11 protein-coding genes, 5 tRNA genes and 1 pseudogene are annotated in these 14927 nt (G+C 43.8%); 14 read left to right on the top strand and 3 right to left on the bottom strand.

What is annotated here, in order from left to right; genetic code table 11:
• Nucleotides 1–24: 24 nt before the first annotated feature.
• The 3 genes and pseudogenes from murQ to MJQ52_RS10465 all read right to left on the bottom strand — a co-directional run bounded on the left by murQ (nucleotide 25) and on the right by MJQ52_RS10465 (nucleotide 2000).
• Complete coding sequence (gene murQ / locus MJQ52_RS10475) at nucleotides 25–954, bottom strand: N-acetylmuramic acid 6-phosphate etherase (RefSeq protein WP_077721709.1); 930 nt, start codon at nucleotides 952–954, stop codon at nucleotides 25–27.
• Nucleotides 955–1053: 99 nt separating this feature from the next.
• Nucleotides 1054–1530, bottom strand: a complete 477-nt coding sequence (locus MJQ52_RS10470) for a GNAT family N-acetyltransferase (protein ID WP_014304238.1) — start codon at nucleotides 1528–1530, stop codon at nucleotides 1054–1056.
• Between the two features lie 18 nt (nucleotides 1531–1548).
• Nucleotides 1549–2000: pseudogene (locus MJQ52_RS10465) on the bottom strand (DUF523 domain-containing protein).
• Between the two features lie 180 nt (nucleotides 2001–2180).
• On the opposite strand from MJQ52_RS10465, the gene MJQ52_RS10460 reads away from it, so the two are divergent.
• From MJQ52_RS10460 to lanKC, 14 genes are all read left to right on the top strand, one after another.
• Nucleotides 2181–2252: transfer RNA gene (locus MJQ52_RS10460), tRNA-Glu, on the top strand.
• A 3-nt stretch (nucleotides 2253–2255) separates the two neighbouring features.
• Nucleotides 2256–2331, top strand: a tRNA-Val gene (locus MJQ52_RS10455).
• 5 nt (nucleotides 2332–2336) lie between these two features.
• Nucleotides 2337–2409: transfer RNA gene (locus MJQ52_RS10450), tRNA-Thr, on the top strand.
• A 19-nt stretch (nucleotides 2410–2428) separates the two neighbouring features.
• Nucleotides 2429–2513, top strand: a tRNA-Tyr gene (locus tag MJQ52_RS10445).
• Nucleotides 2514–2517: 4 nt separating this feature from the next.
• Nucleotides 2518–2589: transfer RNA gene (locus MJQ52_RS10440), tRNA-Gln, on the top strand.
• A gap of 229 nt (nucleotides 2590–2818) precedes the next feature.
• Complete coding sequence (gene sigW, locus MJQ52_RS10435) at nucleotides 2819–3382, top strand: RNA polymerase sigma factor SigW (RefSeq protein ID WP_003156766.1); 564 nt, start codon at nucleotides 2819–2821, stop codon at nucleotides 3380–3382.
• Between the two features lie 13 nt (nucleotides 3383–3395).
• The gene (rsiW, locus tag MJQ52_RS10430) at nucleotides 3396–4022 is read left to right on the top strand and encodes an anti-sigma-W factor RsiW (protein WP_065180897.1); all 627 of its coding nucleotides are present in this window, start codon (nucleotides 3396–3398) and stop codon (nucleotides 4020–4022) included.
• 166 nt (nucleotides 4023–4188) lie between these two features.
• Entirely contained in the window at nucleotides 4189–5010 is an 822-nt protein-coding gene (gene cdaA, locus MJQ52_RS10425) for a diadenylate cyclase CdaA (RefSeq protein ID WP_065180898.1), read from the top strand.
• Nucleotides 5003–6442, top strand: coding sequence for a CdaR family protein (locus MJQ52_RS10420; protein ID WP_109955158.1), 1440 nt, complete (start codon nucleotides 5003–5005; stop codon nucleotides 6440–6442). Before cdaA ends, MJQ52_RS10420 begins: the two co-directional genes overlap by 8 nt.
• A gap of 17 nt (nucleotides 6443–6459) precedes the next feature.
• Nucleotides 6460–7806, top strand: a complete 1347-nt coding sequence (gene glmM, locus MJQ52_RS10415; protein WP_007408011.1) for a phosphoglucosamine mutase — start codon at nucleotides 6460–6462, stop codon at nucleotides 7804–7806.
• A 431-nt stretch (nucleotides 7807–8237) separates the two neighbouring features.
• Complete coding sequence (gene glmS / locus MJQ52_RS10410; protein WP_003156758.1) at nucleotides 8238–10040, top strand: glutamine--fructose-6-phosphate transaminase (isomerizing); 1803 nt, start codon at nucleotides 8238–8240, stop codon at nucleotides 10038–10040.
• A 631-nt stretch (nucleotides 10041–10671) separates the two neighbouring features.
• Nucleotides 10672–11544 (top strand): ABC transporter ATP-binding protein, encoded by an 873-nt coding sequence (locus MJQ52_RS10405; RefSeq protein ID WP_094247287.1) that lies wholly within the window; start codon nucleotides 10672–10674, stop codon nucleotides 11542–11544.
• A complete protein-coding gene (locus MJQ52_RS10400) occupies nucleotides 11522–12175 on the top strand; it encodes an ABC-2 transporter permease (protein ID WP_094247286.1) in 654 nt (217 codons plus the stop codon). The genes MJQ52_RS10405 and MJQ52_RS10400 overlap by 23 nt, the downstream gene beginning before the upstream one ends.
• Nucleotides 12176–12295: 120 nt before the next feature.
• Nucleotides 12296–14911 (top strand): class III lanthionine synthetase LanKC, encoded by a 2616-nt coding sequence (lanKC, locus tag MJQ52_RS10395; protein ID WP_094247285.1) that lies wholly within the window; start codon nucleotides 12296–12298, stop codon nucleotides 14909–14911.
• Nucleotides 14912–14927 lie beyond the last annotated feature (16 nt).

Raw genomic sequence — 14927 nt, 5'->3', positions numbered from 1 at the left:
ACATTATTTTTCACCAAAGAACGATCAGCGTTCTTTTTCTCTTGAAACGTGCTGTTCAATGGCTTTATCAATGAATCCTTCTGATTCTTTGAGCAGTGCCTTCGCGTGTGTTTCGTCCGAATTCGTCTTCAGCATGACGATTGCCGTTTTGACATGGCTGCCTGCGGCCTCAAGCGTTTCTTTTGCCTTGTCGTACGGAACGCCAGTGACGCTTTGGATAATGCCGATGGCGCGTTCTTTCAATTTTTCGTTGCTGACATGAACGTCCACCATTAAATTTTCGTACACTTTGCCGCTTTTAATCATCACGGCCGTGGAAATCATGTTCAGAATCATTTTATGTGCCGTCGCGGCTTTCATTCGTGTTGACCCTGTAATCACTTCGGGGCCGACAATGACTTCAATGCTGTGATCGGCAAAGGTGCTGATCAATGAGTCCTTATTGCATGTGAGCGCGACGGTTTTGGCGCCGATTGTTTTTGCATATTTCAGCGCACCGGCCGCATACGGCGTGCGCCCGCTTGCCGCGATGGCGATCACGGTGTCTTCTGCGGTAAGCCCGATCGTTTTGAGATCGAGAGCGCCGGTTTCCTCGCTGTCTTCTATACCTTCAGCCGCTTGCAAAAAGGCGTCTGCCCCTCCGGCCATCAGACCGATGACGGTGTCGGGACTTACGCTGTATGTAGGCGGGCATTCAACCGCATCCAGTACACCGAGTCTGCCGCTTGTGCCCGCTCCCGCATAAATCAGCCTGCCGTTTCGCCGTAAGGACTGATGGGCGAATTGAACGGCAATCTGAATATCGGGCAGCACCTGCTGAACGGCTTCAGCCACTTTGAAATCCTCTTCGTTAATGATGCGGAGAATTTCCATCGTGTCTGCCTGATGGATTGAAGCGGTCTGCGGGTTTCTGGTTTCTGTGGTCAATCTGTGAATGTTAAGCCGGTCTGTCATGATTGTACCCTCCCAAGTCGTTAATACTTGAAGTATATGGGCTTCTGAATAGATGTTTCAAGAAAAATCGGCAGGGATGAGATGAATAATCAAGCGCTTTCACAAAAAATGATGCAGAATGTGCTGTTCACCGATCGGGCCGATCCTGCGCCGCCCTTTGTCAATAAAACCGGAAGACCGGTACAGGTTCTTTGCACGTTGATTGCGATGGTTTACAGCAAGCACGATTTCATCACACCAAGGAAAATAATTTGCGACAAAAGCGGGGAGCTGCAGCATCGCTTGTTTGGCATAACCTTTTCCCTGATGCGGCGCATGTAATGACAGCGCACTCAGCAAAATGGCAGACACATTGTTCGAATACGGGGCAATGGTTTCTTTTGAGGTATGTAAAATAAAAAAACCGACGGGACGGTCTTCTTTTAAAATGACTGTCGGGTAGCGATCCCGGATGACAAGCGCCTGCGGCAGGACATCTATCGGCAGAGCTGTGAACTTTTTATCTTCTTCACTCAGCACAAACCCGTTCAGCCCGTCTGCATGCTCCGGTTTATAAAAGGACAGGGCTACATCCATGATATCTACTCTCCTTTTTTATAATTGATCCAATTCATCTTCTGATAGAACACGGCAGCCTGCCCGTTTTAAAAGAGCGGAAGTGATGCCGTCTCCGAGTATTTTTTTCCTGAGAAAGTGCCGTCATAGATAAAGCTGCTGCCGCAGGACGGACTGTTTTCTTTAAGGATGACTGTTGCGGCGCCTATTTCTTTTGCGTATGCTAACGTTTTTTCCGCGCCGTCCATATATAAAGCCGTAACGTCTTCGCCTGATGCCGTTACGATTCTTGCCGTTCCGTTCAGCACGTTTTCACCCGTGCCGCCGATGATTTCCGCCGGTTCGCGGGGAGTGGTGAAGCCGCCCAAAAGTTCGGGGCAGACCATAACAGCTTTCTTTTCTTCTACGAGTCTGCGGATTTTTTCCGAAGCGGCGTGAGAGCCGTTATATCTGCATTCGATACCGCCGAGACAAGAGCTGACTAAGATCATCTGTGTCCATTCCCTTCAATATTTTGATACTTTCATCATAAATGAAATAAGAGAGGAGGGATGAGTTTTTCAGTTAAAAAACGGGTAAAAAAGTTTGAAAATAAAAAAAATAATTTTTCTCTTTACAAATGGGGTACAACCTGTATATAATAACTTTTGTCAGCTCGACGCGGACACAGCGGCCCGTTGGTCAAGCGGTTAAGACACCGCCCTTTCACGGCGGTAACACGGGTTCGAATCCCGTACGGGTCATATGGAGGATTAGCTCAGCTGGGAGAGCATCTGCCTTACAAGCAGAGGGTCGGCGGTTCGAGCCCGTCATCCTCCACCATATTTGCCGGCCTAGCTCAATTGGTAGAGCAACTGACTTGTAATCAGTAGGTTGGGGGTTCAAGTCCTCTGGCCGGCACTGTTTTCCAAAAAAATACGGAGGGGTAGCGAAGTGGCTAAACGCGGCGGACTGTAAATCCGCTCCCTCAGGGTTCGGCAGTTCGAATCTGCCCCCCTCCACCATTTTTGGGCTATAGCCAAGCGGTAAGGCAACGGACTTTGACTCCGTCATGCGTTGGTTCGAATCCAGCTAGCCCAGTATCAGACACCTTTTGCATAAAGGTGTCTTTTTTTTATCAGCATTTTGTTTCGATTTTTGATTGTTCATCAGATATACTATTTTTAAGCTGCTGTTAAGGCAGTATATTCTGTATTTTCCATCTACACCCTGCCTGAAATTTGGTAAAATAAATGTAATAAAAAATGAAACCTTTTAAAACAATCAACGTATAGATACAGACCGGTGAAGGGCAGAGGTAAGATAAAACATGGAAAACCTGATTAAAAAAAGAATCAAGCAAGTCAAAAAAGGCGATCAAAATGCGTTTGCAGAAATCGTTGACCTTTATAAAGATAAGATTTACCAGCTTTGCTACCGCATGCTCGGCAATGTTCACGAAGCGGAAGATATTGCGCAGGAAGCTTTTATCAGAGCGTATGTCAATATCGACAGTTTCGATATCAACAGAAAGTTTTCAACGTGGCTTTACAGAATTGCGACCAACCTGACCATTGACCGCATCCGCAAGAAAAAGCCTGATTACTATCTGGACGCAGAAGTAGCGGGAGCAGAAGGTCTGACGATGTATTCGCAGATCGCCGCAGACGGGGTTCTCCCTGAAGACGCCGTATTGTCATTGGAGCTGTCGGACACAATTCAGAAAAAGATTTTAAAGCTGCCGGACAAGTACAGAACAGTTATTGTATTAAAGTATATTGACGAACTCTCTTTAATTGAAATCGGGGAGATTCTGAATATCCCTGTCGGCACCGTCAAGACAAGGATACACAGAGGCAGAGAGGCTCTTAGAAAACAATTGAGGGATCTTTAAGTGGGGTGATGAAATGAGCTGTCCTGAACAGATCGTGCAGCTTATGCATAAGCATCTTGATGGAGATATCCTTCCTGAAGATGAAAACGTATTAAAACAACATTTGCAGTCATGCGGGAATTGCAAACGGCATTTTCATGAAATGGAGAAATCCGTAGCACTCGTCCGAAGCACATCGCATGTCACGGCCCCTGCTGATTTTACTGCCAAAGTTATGGCGAATCTTCCAAAAGAGAAAAAACGCGCTTCTGTAAAACGATGGATCAAAACTCATCCGATGATTGCAGCCGCAGCGGTTTTTGTGATTTTAATGGGCGGCGGTTTTTTCAACAGCTGGCATAATGATCACAATTTCAGTGTGTCCAAACAGCCGAACCTTATCGTGCAGAATCACACGGTCACCGTCCCTGAAGGCGAGACCGTAAAGGGCGATGTCACAGTAAAAAACGGCAAGCTGTTCATTGAAGGAAAAGTCGACGGCAATGTGACCGTCGTCAACGGAGAAAAATACATGGCCTCAGCCGGACAAGTCACCGGGCAGATTGAAGAGATTAACCAATTGTTTGACTGGGTCTGGTACGAACTGAAATCGGCGGGCCAGGGCGTCGTAAGCGCTTTGGACCCGAATGAAGATGAGTAAAGCGTATAATCGCTTTACTCTTTTTTTGTGCATCGCCGTGCCGGCCCATTTCACTTGAGAAATCAAAATGTGGTATAATGAGCACGCTATATGATGTACATATTGCTCATGCAGCACAATTCATAACGGAAAAAACGAAATGACTGAATTCTTGGAGGACGAGGAAATGGCTTTTGAGGACATCCCATTTTTGCAATACCTCGGCAATGCCGTTGATATTCTCCTTGTTTGGTATGTGATATATAAATTAATCATGGTCATACGCGGGACGAAGGCGGTTCAGCTTTTAAAAGGAATCGTCGTCATCGTATTGGTCCGGATGGCCAGTTCATATTTGGGACTCAGCACGCTTCAGTGGCTGATGGACCAAGCGATAACATGGGGATTTTTAGCGATCATCATTATATTCCAGCCTGAGCTGAGACGGGCGCTTGAACAGCTCGGACGGGGCCGGTTCTTTTCCAGGAGCGGAACCCCCGTGGAAGAAGCGCAGCATAAGACAATTGAAGCGATTACAAAATCGATCAGCTACATGGCGAAACGCCGCATCGGCGCACTCATCGCCGTTGAGCGCGATACGGGAATGGGCGATTATATTGAGACGGGCATCCCGCTTAATGCGCAGGTCAGCTCGGAGCTTTTGATTAATATCTTCATCCCGAATACACCGCTGCATGATGGAGCGGTCATTATGAAAAATAACGAGATTGCGGCGGCAGCCTGTTATCTGCCGCTTTCTGAAAGCCCGTTTATTTCAAAGGAGCTGGGGACGCGTCACAGAGCGGCTGTCGGCATCAGTGAAGTGACGGACAGCTTAACCATTATTGTATCTGAAGAGACGGGCGCCATCAGTGTGGCCAAAAACGGAGACCTTCACAGAGAATTGACGGAAGAAGAACTGAAAGAAATGCTTGAAGCCGAGTTTAAGAAGAACGCCAGAGACACTTCTTCTAACCGCTGGTACTGGAGGGGCAAGAAAAATGGATAAATTCTTAAACAACCGCTGGGCTGTAAAGATCATTGCATTGCTCTTGGCGCTGCTGCTTTACGTTGCGGTTAACAACAACCAGGCGCCGACTCCGAAAAAGCCGGGGGAATCCTTTTTTCCGACATCAACGACTGACGAGGCTACGCTTACTGATATTCCTGTAAAAGCATACTACGATGAAGCGAACTATGTCGTCACCGGCGTGCCCCAGACGGTAAATGTCACGATTAAAGGCTCGACAAGCGCGGTGAAAAAGGCGAGACAGACGAAGAATTTTGAGATATACGCCGATATGAATAAGCTGAAGACCGGGACTCATAAGGTCGAATTGAAGGCGAAAAACGTATCGGACGGACTGACGATCTCCATTAACCCATCAGTCACGACGGTTACGATTCAGGAAAAAACGGCTGAGAGTTTTCCCGTGGAAGTTGAATACTACAATAAAAGCAAAATGAAAAAGGGATATACCCCTCAGCAGCCGATTATCAGCCCGAAAAACGTGCAGATTACAGGTTCGAAAAATGTGATTGATAACATTTCACTTGTCAAAGCATCCGTGAACCTTGAAAATGCAAATGAGACCATTGAAAAGGAAGTGAAGGTGACCGTCTATGACAAAGACGGCAACGCACTTCCTGTTGATGTTGAACCGTCAGTCATTAAAGTGACGGTTCCCGTAGCCAGTCCGAGCAAAAAGCTTCCTTTCAAAATCGAAAGAAAGGGAAGTCTTCCGGACGGGGTGAGTGTTGCGAGCATTGACTCGAATCCGAGTGAGGTGACGGTTTACGGCCCGCAGGATGTGCTGGATTCACTGGAATTTATTGACGGCGTATCTCTTGATTTAGGCAAAATTGATAAAGATACCGATATCAATGCCGATATCCCGCTTCCTAAGGGTGTCACTAAGGTATCACCGGAAAAAATCACGCTTCATGTTAAAGTGGACAGTGAAGACAAAAAGGATTTTGACAATGTCGCAATCAAGACGGTCGGACTGGGAGGCTCACAGCAGATTGAGTTTCTCGACCCTGAATCGCAGGCGATAAATATTACGGCCAAAGGCTCTCCCGCCAACATTAAGGCGCTGAAAAAGTCGGACATTGAACTGTATGCCAATGTCTCGGACTTGGATGACGGAGAGCACTCTGTAAAGCTTGAAGTAAACGGCCCGCAAAACGTCACATGGTCCCTGTCAAAAGACACGGTTAAGATCAAGCTGACTTCTAAGAAAAACACAAGTTCAAATAAAAATGACGGCGGCTCCGCTGATTCCGGCAATAATAACGGCACAAGCGGAGACGCAGACAAAGACAAGAACAAGAACCGGGAAGACGACACTGACAGCGATCAGAATAAAAGTCAAAACCAGGATCAAAATCAAGACCAGGATGAAGACGGATCAAGCGCTGATTCTTCTTCAACAGAATGAAAAAGGAGCGATACAAAATGGGCAAGTATTTTGGAACAGATGGTGTAAGAGGTGTTGCCAACAGCGAGCTTACGCCAGAGCTGGCCTTTAAAGTGGGGCGTTTTGGCGGTTATGTCCTGACCAAAGATAAGCAGCGCCCGAAAGTGCTGATCGGCCGTGATACACGTATCTCCGGACATATGCTGGAGGGAGCCCTTGTCGCCGGACTTTTATCGATCGGAGCTGAAGTGATGCGCCTCGGCGTTATTTCTACGCCGGGGGTATCCTATTTAACGAAAGCCATGGATGCTGAGGCGGGCGTCATGATCTCCGCTTCTCACAACCCCGTACAGGATAACGGAATTAAATTTTTTGGAGGGGACGGCTTTAAGCTTTCTGATGAGCAGGAGGCCGAGATTGAACGTCTCATGGATGAACCGGAAGATAAGCTGCCGAGACCGACAGGCGCGGACCTCGGGCTTGTGAACGATTATTTTGAAGGCGTTCAAAAGTATCTGCAATTTTTAAAGCAGACGGCGGACGAAGATTTTACGGGCATTCATGTAGCGCTTGACTGCGCCCATGGTGCGACATCTTCCATTGCGACGCACCTTTTTGCCGATCTCGATGCTGACGTATCTACAATGGGGACGTCTCCGAACGGATTAAACATTAATGATGGCGTCGGTTCTACACACCCGGAAGCGCTGAGTGCTTTCGTCAAAGAAAAAAACGCCGATATCGGCCTTGCGTTTGACGGAGACGGCGACCGCCTCATTGCCGTTGATGAAAAAGGAAACATCGTCGACGGCGATCAGATCATGTACATATGCGCGAAGTATTTGAAATCAGAAGGCCGTCTGAAGGATGATACCGTCGTATCGACCGTGATGAGCAACCTCGGTTTCTACAAAGCGCTTGAAAAAGAAGAAATCAAAAGCGTTCAAACGGCAGTCGGCGACCGCTATGTCGTAGAAGCGATGAAAAAAGACGGCTATAATGTCGGCGGCGAGCAGTCAGGGCACCTTATTTTCCTTGATTACAACACTACCGGCGACGGTCTTTTGTCCGCGATCATGCTTGTGAATACGCTGAAGGCGTCCGGCAAAACCCTTTCAGAACTTGCGGATGAAATGAAAAAATTCCCGCAGCTCTTAGTGAACGTGAAAGTGACGGATAAATATAAGGTAGAAGAAAACGCTAAGGTGAAGGCCGTGATTTCTGAAGTGGAAAAAGAAATGAACGGAGACGGCCGGATTTTAGTGCGCCCGTCAGGCACCGAACCGCTCGTACGCGTGATGGCGGAAGCGAGAACAAAAGAGCTTTGTGACGAATATGTCACAAAAATCGTGGATGTCGTGCGGACAGAAATGGGAGCGGAGTAGCGAAGTTTATAAGCAGAGAGCGAACAAGACAAGTGCGATCAGCATAAAATGATAGTAAACATGATGCCGGGGCGGCAAAAAATAATTGACCGTCCTTGGCACATGCTGTAAAATCAAGCTTGTTCAGCCTTTGTTTTTCACTTGCAGGAAAGGCGGGATTGTTTGCATCTTTTATAATTACAGCGCCCGAACTAAGCGCCCGAAAAACGGCTTAGTTGACGAGGATGGAGGTTATCGAATTTTCGGCGGATGCCTCCCGGCTGATTCATTTAGATCACAGCCGTAAGGATTTCTTCAAACCGGAGGGGCGACTCTCCGAACAAAGAGAAATCACATGATCTTCCAAAAAAACATGTGGGAGGGGACGATTGAAAGTCCCCTTGTAATTTGACTTTCTTCGTCTCCTTTTACACCTTTAGGAGGAAGAAAATATGTGTGGAATTGTAGGTTACATCGGTCAGCTTGATGCGAAAGAGATTTTGTTAAAAGGATTAGAGAAGCTGGAGTACCGCGGCTATGACTCTGCCGGTATCGCTGTGGCGAATGAGCAGGGCGTGCATGTGTACAAAGAAAAAGGCCGCATCGCCGACCTTCGTGAAGTGGTGGATCACACGGTTGAATCTCAAGCGGGAATCGGCCATACACGCTGGGCGACTCACGGCGAACCAAGCTTCCTGAACGCTCACCCGCATCAAAGCGCACTCGGCCGCTTTACACTTGTTCATAACGGTGTGATCGAGAACTATGTTCAGCTGAAGCGCGAGTATCTTGAAAACGTTGAACTGAAAAGCGACACGGACACTGAAGTAGTCGTTCAAATGATTGAGCAATTTGTGGCGGGAGGACTCAGCACAGAAGAAGCGTTCCGTAAAACACTGACTCTGTTAAAAGGCTCTTACGCAATTGCATTATTTGACGGTGAAAACACAGACACCATTTACGTTGCAAAAAACAAAAGCCCTCTGTTAATCGGTCTTGGAGATACGTTTAACGTCGTGGCATCTGACGCGATGGCTATGCTTCAAGTAACGAATGAATACGTTGAGCTTTTGGACAAAGAAATGGTGATCGTGACAAAAGACGAAGCCGTGATTAAAAACCTTGACGGTGAAGTCATGACACGTGCGTCTTATATCGCTGAGCTTGACGCCAGTGATATCGAAAAAGGCACATACCCTCACTACATGTTAAAAGAAACGGATGAGCAGCCGCTTGTTATGCGCAAAATCATCCAAACGTATCAGGACGAAAACGGCAGACTGGCCGTGGCGGGCGATGTCGCTGACGCCGTGGCGGAAGCGGACCGCATTTATATCGTGGCTTGCGGAACGAGCTACCACGCCGGTCTTGTCGGGAAACAATATATTGAAATGTGGGCAAACGTACCGGTTGAAGTGCATGTAGCGAGTGAATTCTCTTACAACATGCCGCTTCTGTCTAAGAAGCCGCTCTTTATCTTCCTTTCTCAAAGCGGAGAAACAGCGGACAGCCGTGCCGTGCTTGTTCAAGTCAAAGCGCTGGGTCACAAAGCGCTGACGATTACAAACGTTCCGGGATCAACGCTTTCCCGTGAAGCGGATTACACATTGCTTCTGCACGCAGGCCCTGAGATCGCCGTGGCATCAACAAAAGCGTATACGGCTCAGATTGCCGTCCTCGCGATCCTTGCGTCCGTTGCAGCAGAACGCAACGGCGTTGATATCGGTTTTGATTTAGTCAAAGAATTAGGTATCGCGGCAAATGCCATGGAAGCTCTCTGCGACCAGAAGGACGAAATGGAAATGATCGCGCGTGAGTACCTGACTGTTTCAAGAAACGCTTTCTTCATCGGCCGCGGCCTCGACTACTTCGTTTGTGTCGAAGGCGCCCTGAAGCTGAAAGAGATTTCTTACATCCAGGCGGAAGGCTTCGCCGGCGGCGAGCTGAAGCATGGAACAATCGCTCTGATTGAAGAAGGAACACCGGTCTTTGCGCTTGCGACACAAGAACACGTCAACCTGAGCATCCGCGGAAACGTGAAGGAAGTCGCAGCCCGCGGCGCCAACACTTGCATCATCTCGCTGAAAGGCTTAGAAGACGCAGACGACAGGTTCATCCTGCCGGAAGTCAACCCTGCGCTTGCTCCGCTGGTTTCTGTTGTGCCATTGCAGCTGATCGCTTACTACGCTGCACTGCACCGCGGCTGTGACGTTGATAAACCGCGCAACCTTGCGAAGAGTGTGACTGTGGAATAGGAATAAATAATTCACGGTAAACTTAAAATATAGTCGGAAAGTTTGACCCCTCTGGTTTTAGATAAACCAGAGGGGTTTTTAGTATGAAAATAAGAAGTGTTCGCCTGTTGATAAACTGAAGAATTTTATATTTATAAAGAAATCCCCATATATATATTGAAAAGAAGTAACGCCTATTTTATAATATAAATATATTCCAGTTTAAACCCATAAATGTAACCATTAGTAAAGAATGGTAGCGATCAATTATTGGTTTTTGAATAAGTATTTGTTTGGTGTTTTATTCCCATGTCTGATTACTTTTTATGACATACTTCACTCTTGAACGGGCTACTCAATTAGACAATAAATCTGTTATCTGATGAGACTACATATATAGATTATAGAATACACATTTTCTTTTCCAGCATGTAAGTCACCTCCAGCAGTTTTCATCATGAATATCCCATTATATAAACCTAATCAATCGATTACACTTCCATATTATGCTTAGAACTTTAAAATCCCTTTTGTATTTGCCGACTCCTGATCCATTATGAATACCTAGACTAGATATGAAAATCACAACATTTTTGCAATAATCCGGTTCAATTCTTAAAAAAGTCCTGACAACAATGATAGGAGTGGAATGATGTCAAATCTTTTAGAAATCAGAAACATCAGCAAATCTTTTGGTCATAAAGCTGTTTTAAAGGATGTTACATTCAATGTGCCTGCCGGATCAATTGTCGGTTTTATCGGTGATAACGGCGCAGGCAAATCAACAACATTTAAGACGATATTAGGGTTAATCTCTCAAGATAGAGGAAAAGTGAAAATCTTTGGTGAGGAGAATCTGGATAAACATATAAAGTTTAAAGAAGATATTGGGGTCGTATTTGATGCGATGAATCTGCCCGCGCACCTTACGATAAAGCAGCTGAACCATGTATTTAAGAAACTATTCGACGCTTGGGACCAAGACCATTTTTACCGGTTGGTTCATTCTTTCTCTTTACCTATGGACAAAAAAGTGAATACATTCTCGCGCGGCATGTCAATGAAGTTATCTGTAGCTGTTGCTTTGTCGCATAATGCAAAATTATTACTCCTGGATGAAGCAACGGGAGGGCTTGATCCTTCTTCAAGAGATGATCTGTTAAATGAATTAAAAAGCTTTGTGAGTAAAAGCAACGGCGGTATTTTACTTTCATCGCACATTATGACTGATGTCGAGAAGATAGCCAGCCATATCATTATTATGAAAGATGGCGAAATTTTATTAAATGAAGAGAAAGATAAGGTTCTTGAAAGCTATACCGTTATAGATGTTGATGAAGGCCAATTGGCTGAGCTTGACGAAGATATCGTTCTAGCAAAAAGGAATCATGGATCTTATTGGAGTGTGCTTGTATCGGATCAACAGAAGTTGCCGAATGGCGTAACGGCCAACACCATTTCCATAGAAGAAATCAGCGTCTTTTTAACGAGGAGTGAAAACATTGAGAGGTCTATTACTGACTAACTATTACTTGGTTTATCGGAGTTTCTTTGCATACACAGGGTTGGCCATATTGGTATCAGCAGTCATTTTTTATTTTGGGGATGCTTCAATGCATCGTTTTGTTGCTATGCTGATTATATTGTTTGTCGTTATGCCCGCACTTGAGGTTATAAAGTATGAGAGCAAGTCTGGCTATGACAGGTATGTCCTGACTTTACCGGTCAGCAGAACAAATATTGTTCAAAGTCACTATTTCTTTTATCTTTTGATTGTTGTGATCGGAGCTGTAATATCTTATGGTATTTTCGTTGTATACAGCCTGGGTTCTGATGAACCAATTGACGGTATATTTAATATTGTCTCTTTTGGAACGTTCATCGTTCTCTTTGCCGGTGCAATCGTTTATCCTCTTCTCTACATGATAGGCCCGGAAAAATCCGATGCTATCGTGATTGGAGGGGCAATGGGGGGACTTTTTGCTACCTTTGGATTGCAAAGTATCGTTGGGTATGTAGCAGAACAAGTACCGCTGTCATTTTTGCACATAAATTCTTCTTTATATGTCCCTATTATATATCTCATGATCGGCGTTATCTTATATATCATTTCATTTTTCATTGCCTCAGCTATATATCATAAAAAAGAATTTTAGCAGCGTGTGTATTGATTTTATGCTGATCAAGTTATAACAGGATAAGGTGTTGTCTTTGCATATAAAGAACTTTGTGACCTTGAGGGTTAATATTTAGCATATAAAAATGGGGGGGCTTTTATGGAAGGCAACATGCTATATCATCAATATCTGAAGGCAAATTCCGAGTATTTCGGGAAACAAGAGATGACACTGAATACATATGAAGTGAATGACATCCCTGATACCTATACTGTTATCTCAGATAGCAACTCAGTATGGAAATATTATCATGTTAAGGGTGTATCGTTACCAGAGCAGGGGTGGAAAATTCATTTAACTTCATTGTTAGAGGACGCACAAAGTGTATTGGATAGGGTTGCCCGCTTTTGTATGGGTAAGAAAATTGAATTTAAACACCTAAAGGATATGCATAGTTTTATTAATATGAATTCAAAAAATGCAAATCGAGCTTCTTCCGGCAAATTTATAACGGTGTACCCGGCTAATGAAGAAATCTTTGTTGAATTGTTGCAAGACTTATCTGAAATAACAAAGGATTTCAAAAAAGGTCCCTATATACTCAGTGATAAGAGGTGGAAAAATACTAATGTATTTTACAGATATGGCGGATTTAAGCTTATTTTTAATGAACATGGTGAGCACTGTATTAGGGATGAAAGTGGTAATTTAATTAAGGATCAAAGAACACCCTTTTATCAGACCCCTGATTTTGTAAAAGACTTTGATGATTATCTTAATACGATCAATCATTCTGACGACTCAGAACAACAGGGGGAAAGCCATTTAGCGAAGTATGATATCATTACTGCACTGAGCTACAGTAACGCAGGAGGGGTATATCTTGCGACTCGAAAGAAAGATAACTTGAAAGTTATTCTTAAAGAAGCCAGACCAAATGCTGGTTTAGATGGAGGACCCAGAGATGCGTTAGAAAGGCAAAAAATTGAATATGATACTTTAAAAAAGCTTAAGAACATACATGGCGTGGTCAATCTAATTGAGTACTTCCAAGAATGGGAACATTACTTTTTAGTAGAGGAATTCATTGAAGGAAGAGATTTGAGACAATGGATTGCACAAGAGTATCCATTCTTTAGAGATGAAGATGGCGATAGTATATGTAATCATGCTAAGAATATAAAAAAAATATTGTTACAACTCTTTGCTCTGATAGATCAAATGCATAATAACGGAGTTGCTATGGGTGATTTGCAGCCAGCAAATGTGATGGTAACTGAAGATTTAACCGTTAAGATAATAGATTTTGAGACTGCAATGCCCGTAGAGTCTGAAGAAAAACCTAGTATGGCAACAATCGGGTTTGTTTCTCAAGAAATGAAGGCAGGTGGTTCTAGAGACTGGTTTGGGTTAAAGAGATTAGTAAGATATTTAGCACTGCCAGTGCTCTCATCAGACAATATGGATGGGTATCTGCAAGATAACCATTTATACTGGATAAAGATGAATTATGGAGAATCATTTTATCATTTCATTTTAGAGTTGCAAAAAAAATGTGATGATAAAATAAAAGGTTATCACAAATATCTTCCCAGAGAGATTAACCTTTATAACAAGAAAAGGGATATCAACTTATATTCCATGATTAATAAGTTGATAAAGGGTCTAGAAAACAATTTAATAGATGATGAAAGGCTCGTAAACGGTGATATTCGTCAGTTTGAAATGAACGGAGGAAAATTCAACTTTCTCACTGGGGGGAGTGGCGCTGCCTATATTCTTACCAGATGTAACTCGAAGTCTGAGAATGTAGATAATTGGATTCAAAGTTTTTTGGTGGATAACCTATCGACTGGCGATGATAATGGTTTATTAACTGGAAAAACAGGAATGCTGGCTCTGCTTTATGAGAAGGGGTACAAGGAAACTGTTTTAAATGAATTGAATGTTCTGAGAAGTAATGTAAATGAAACAACCAACATTTCTTTACGATCAGGTCTTTCAGGAATAGGCCTGTTCTTAATCAGTTTATATTTTGAGACGGAAAGTAAAGAATACTTGGAGTTTGCGAAAGAGATAGAAAAATTGATTGACCTAAATAAGGTTAAAGACGAGTCATTAAAAGTTAATGACTGGATGGCGGTAGGTATAGGTTTAATTGATGGATTATCTGGCGTATCTCTGTTTTATTCAGCGCTTTATTCAGCAACCAATAATAAAAGATATTTAGAGGAAGCTGAGTTATTTTTAAAGAAAGACTTGGAAAAGACAAAAAAAGATGATGTAACCGGTGTATTACAGACTTTGGATGATAGAAACCGATTATTGCCATATCTCTCTGGAGGGTCTATTGGAGTTGCTGCGTCAATTTGGTTTTTAAACCATGTAAGTGGACAAGATCTATTTAATGAAGAATTTAGAGCCATTTTAAATCTATCAAAGATACGCTGCACAATCAGTGGAGGTTTATTTGATGGCGCAGGTAGCTTCCTTTTAATTCCTTCTATGGTTGATAATAGAAAATTAAGGAAGGGAATTCTTATGGAAGTAATGGATCTGCTTAATATCTTTTTAATTGAGAAAAATGATTATTATGTTTATCCGGGGCAATTTTCTTATAGATTATCTGATGATGTTTATACAGGCAGCTCAGGTATAGTGTTAGCACTAATGGGAATTGTAAAAAGCAATCCACTTTATTGGTTACCATTGGTCAACACAGATAAATTTTTAGCGGAAACAAAAATGAAAGATATTCCAGTTGGAATAAATTAATAATATTATCCCCAAT

The sequence above is a fragment of the Bacillus sp. jun7 genome, from assembly GCF_051034795.1.
GTDB lineage: Bacteria > Bacillota > Bacilli > Bacillales > Bacillaceae > Bacillus > Bacillus velezensis.
Note: the sequence above shows the minus strand (reverse complement) of the source record. Positions and strands in the feature narration are given on the sequence as shown.

Bases quoted from the DNA above. Each gene is read 5' to 3' on its own strand.
- murQ (WP_077721709.1), bottom strand. From the start codon at position 954: ATGACAGACCGGCTTAACATTCACAGATTGACCACAGAAACCAGAAAC.
- MJQ52_RS10470 (WP_014304238.1), bottom strand. From the start codon at position 1,530: ATGGATGTAGCCCTGTCCTTTTATAAACCGGAGCATGCAGACGGGCTG.
- sigW (WP_003156766.1), top strand. From the start codon at position 2,819: ATGGAAAACCTGATTAAAAAAAGAATCAAGCAAGTCAAAAAAGGCGAT.
- rsiW (WP_065180897.1), top strand. From the start codon at position 3,396: ATGAGCTGTCCTGAACAGATCGTGCAGCTTATGCATAAGCATCTTGAT.
- cdaA (WP_065180898.1), top strand. From the start codon at position 4,189: ATGGCTTTTGAGGACATCCCATTTTTGCAATACCTCGGCAATGCCGTT.
- MJQ52_RS10420 (WP_109955158.1), top strand. From the start codon at position 5,003: ATGGATAAATTCTTAAACAACCGCTGGGCTGTAAAGATCATTGCATTG.
- glmM (WP_007408011.1), top strand. From the start codon at position 6,460: ATGGGCAAGTATTTTGGAACAGATGGTGTAAGAGGTGTTGCCAACAGC.
- glmS (WP_003156758.1), top strand. From the start codon at position 8,238: ATGTGTGGAATTGTAGGTTACATCGGTCAGCTTGATGCGAAAGAGATT.
- MJQ52_RS10405 (WP_094247287.1), top strand. From the start codon at position 10,672: ATGTCAAATCTTTTAGAAATCAGAAACATCAGCAAATCTTTTGGTCAT.
- lanKC (WP_094247285.1), top strand. From the start codon at position 12,296: ATGGAAGGCAACATGCTATATCATCAATATCTGAAGGCAAATTCCGAG.